Source organism: Gemmatimonadaceae bacterium (assembly GCA_035633115.1).
Classification (GTDB): domain Bacteria; phylum Gemmatimonadota; class Gemmatimonadetes; order Gemmatimonadales; family Gemmatimonadaceae; genus UBA4720.
Genome location: DASQFN010000060.1, coordinates 1 through 3,964, shown reverse-complemented (window position 1 = coordinate 3,964; position 3,964 = coordinate 1). Strand labels below are relative to the sequence as shown.

2 protein-coding genes are annotated in these 3,964 nt (G+C 58.8%); both read left to right on the top strand.

The window, feature by feature from the left end:
• Positions 1 to 223 precede the first annotated feature (223 nt).
• The gene (locus VES88_08575) at positions 224 to 3,505 is read left to right on the top strand and encodes a TonB-dependent receptor (protein ID HYN81543.1); all 3,282 of its coding nucleotides are present in this window, start codon (positions 224 to 226) and stop codon (positions 3,503 to 3,505) included.
• Between the two features lie 79 nt (positions 3,506 to 3,584).
• On the top strand, positions 3,585 to 3,964 hold a 380-nt coding region (locus tag VES88_08570; GenBank protein ID HYN81542.1), incomplete at its 3' end, for a hotdog domain-containing protein.

Below are 3,964 nucleotides of genomic sequence, written 5' to 3'. Positions count from 1 at the left end.
GGGCTGGCAACAAACGGCGGGCGGAACGATGAGCGAGATAGAACAAAGGCTTGACGTCTAAAAGCCCTAGTGATACTTTACCGACCGTTCGGTAGTCATTATGCTCGACTCTCGGGCTCCGGTCAATTACCTTCAAGAACTGTCGTTTAGCGTACCCCTCGTGTCCGGTATTCTGGCTGCCCAGTCCGTCACCACAAAATTCGACCGAGGAGAATAAATATCAATGAGAAGCCTGACTCAGGTTTTTTTGACGGCGTTCTTCGTTTTCGTCATTGGAGTCTCCCCAGCTTTCTCGCAGGCGTCGAGCTCGACTGCGGAGCTGCGTGGGCAAGTCACAGACTCGGCGGGTGCGGCAGTTCCCAACGCGACCGTGACCATCACCGATGTCGGCAAGGGCACAAACCGCACGACCACGACCGACGCCGAGGGCAACTATGTCTTTTTGAATTTGTTGCCAAGCTCTTATGACTTGAAGATCGAAGCCGCGACGGGCGGTTTCGCGCCGGGCTCTCAGCGTGTCGAGCTGACCGTCGGCCAGCAGGCCAACATCCCCGTCCAACTCGGCGTAGGGGGCATCACAGAAAAAGTCGACATTGTGGCGGGAATGGAAGTGGTAGAGACGGATCGCACGCAACAGTCATCCGTCGTTGATGTGCGCCAGATCACTAATCTGCCGATCAGCCGGCGCAACTACCTGGACTATGCGCTGCTCACTCCCGGCGTGAACGATGCCGACAACATCGCCGACTCGTCGGACTTCCGCGTCGCCCAGACTCCGAATTCGGGACTCTCTTTCGGCGGCAACAACGGTCGCGGCAATTTAATCGCCGTTGACGGTGGCAGCACGAATACGGTTTCCGGCGGCGTGGAGCAGACAGTGAATCAGGAGGCCGTGCAGGAATTTCAGGTGCTGCGCAACAGTTACAACGCCGAGTTCGGCGGAGCATCGGGCGGCATCGTCAATATCGTTTCCAAGTCCGGCGCGAACAGATTCAACGGCAGCTTGTTCGGTCTGTTTCGCAGCCAACGATTCGACGCCCGCAATCCTTTCGATTTCAACCCGGATGGCAAATCGCCGTTCAGCCGCCAACAATACGGCGGCTCGCTGGGCGGCCCGATCAAGCAGGATAAGACCTTCTTCTTCGTCGCCCTCGAACGCTTCAGTCAGGGCGAGACGACCTTCGTCAACCTGCTCAACAGTGCGAACATTTTTCAGGTCACGTCTTCACAGGCCAGTCTCTTTAACTATCTCGCGACCACGTCTTTCGCGGCGCTCGCGACGGGCTTGCGCTCCACTTTGACAACCACCTCTGCCAACTTCCCCCGCACCATCAATTTATTCAACACTGCGAGCGGGCAGTTCCCCTTCCAGTCGAGCCAGACGACTTTCAGCACTCGCTTCGATCACAACTTCAGCGAGCGCGACACGGCTTACATCCGCTTCAACCTCAACAAGTCGAATTTTGAGAATCAAGCTGCGGGCGCGCTCACCGCCGTCTCGCGCGGGCGCACGCTGGACACTTTCAACGGCGGCATCCTGTTTTCGGAGAACCACCAGTTCAGCGACAGCACCGTCAACGAGTTGAAACTCCAGTACAGGTATTTCGATTTCGATGTCATTCCGAACGACGCGGTCGGCCCTGAGTTCAACATCGAAGGCTTCGGGTTCTTCGGGCGCGACATCTTCCTGCCGTCCGCGACCATCCAGCGCGACTACGACGTCATCGACAATCTTTCACACGTCACCGGCAATCACACGCTCAAGTTCGGCGGGGCGTTTCAGGCCAGCGACGTGTCATCTAACAACGACACTTTCTTCGGCGGGCGCTTCAACTTCGGCGCGGCCATCCCGCTTTCGAACGTCGTCCCGGCGAGCACTCTCGCGACCCTCAACGGGTTCCTGCTGAATCCCATGACCGGCAGTTCCTTTGCCGTTGATTGCGCGGGCGGCACGGGCGCGACGACGCCCGGCGGCAGAGTTCCGACGCCGGCCTGTCCGCGACCAAACGACCGCGCCGACGTGTTGGACCAGCCGATTAATGCCCTGCAAGCCTTCAACCTCAATCTCCCGATTGTCTATCAACAGGGCTTCGGCAAGCCCTCTGTTGATTCGTTCACGTACCGCTACGCGCTTTACGGACAAGACACTTGGAAGGTGCGCCCAAACTTAACGCTCACCTACGGGCTGCGGTATTCGATCAGCGACGAGCCGTTTAACATGCCGCTTGACAAGAACGACTTCCAACCCCGCCTCGGCTTTTCATGGGACCCGTTCAAGGACGGCAAGACCGTGATTCGCGGCGGCGCGGGCATCTTTGCGGGCTACACGATCTATTCGGTCGCGAACGTCACCAAGACTCTCAGCGGCATCCCCGGCGATAACATCAACATCGTGCTTGCCACCGCCACGTCCGCCCCTCTCGGCGTGCCCTCTTCGTTCCAGATCTATCAAACCCTGCTCGCGCAGGGAGTCATCGGCAATCGCCCGATTACGGCGGCTGACCTGACACAGTTCGGCATCACGCCGAGGCCGGGCGCGCAGCTCGAAGTTCGCTTCCGCGCCGAGCCTAACTATGAAACGCCGACCACGTATCAAGCGAGCGCGGGCGTCCAGAGAGATTTGGGGTCGGGCGTCTCGCTAGAACTCAGCTATCTCTTCACGCGCGGCCTTCATCTGACGCGCAATCGCGACATCAACCAGTTCAAATCTTCGCTCGTCGTCACCGGCACGACGAGCCCTTGCTTCTTCCGCCTCGGCGCGGCGATCCCCGCGACATGCACGGGAACTCTCCCGGCTACGTCAGACTTCCTAAGTCCCCTTCGTTTTCAAGACAACATTTACGAGTCGTCCGCCAACTCGTTCTACCATGCGGGGACGGTCTCCGTGCAGCGTCGCTTCGCCAACAGCTTCAGCCTCAACGCGCACTACACCTTCTCCAAGTCAATTGACGAAGTGACGGATTACAACAGCGACTTCTCGGCGCAGAATCCTTTGAACCTGCGGCTCGACCGGGCCCTCTCTTCCTTTGACCAGCGACATCGCGCCGTCTTTAGCGGCGTTTTCCAAAGTACCGCGCGAAATAAAATTCTTCGCGACTTTCTGTTCTCCCCGATCTTCACCGCCGGCTCAGGCCGCCCGTTCAATTTGTTGCTCGGCTTCGATGCCAACAACGACGGTCGCTTGCAATCGGATCGCCCCTTCGACGTGGGACGCAACACAGGGGTCGGCGAGCCATTCCACAGTTTCGACGCACGCCTAGCCCGACGCTTCCCCTTCAAAGAAACCATGTTCCTGGAGTTGACCTTTGAAGCATTCAACCTCTTCAACCGGACGAATCTCGCGGGCATCAACAACGTCGTCGGCAGCCTCTCAGTTGATCAGCGGAGAGCTTTGACCACCACCCGCGCACGCGGCAACCGCGCAGCAGCGCCGACCGAACCGCTTGGCTTCACTTCGGCGGCCAACCCCCGGCAGTTGCAGTTCGGCCTCCGGTTCACCTTCTAACCGACCGGCAAGAACGTGCGACATTTCAAGGAGAGTCACTGCATCGCAGGGCTCTCCTTACTCTTTCACCGCCCCAAAAATGACACACATGCCCGCTCCATCCATTGAATTTAGACGCCGCCTCCGTTGGGCCGACGCGGACGCCGCCGGGCGGCTGCACTTCCCGCGCATCTTCGAGATCATCGAAGAGGCCGAGAGCGAACTCTTGCGCGGCATCGAATGGCCGATGGATGTCCGGCGCAAGAATTTTGATTTCCCGCGCGTTCATCTCGAATGCCAGTTTCATCGCATGCTCGCGCTCGATGCGCCCTTCCGCCTCTGGTTCACGGTAGGTAAACTCGGACGCACCTCGATCCGCTACGACTATCAAGTTTTCGACGAAGGCGAAGAGTTGGCGATTGAGGGGACGATGACCGTCGTGGTCTTGCGTGACGGCAAGCCGGCTGAGATTCCGATTGA

Excerpts from the sequence above, each read along its gene's own strand:
- VES88_08575 (HYN81543.1), top strand. The coding sequence starts at position 224 with ATGAGAAGCCTGACTCAGGTTTTTTTGACGGCGTTCTTCGTTTTCGTC.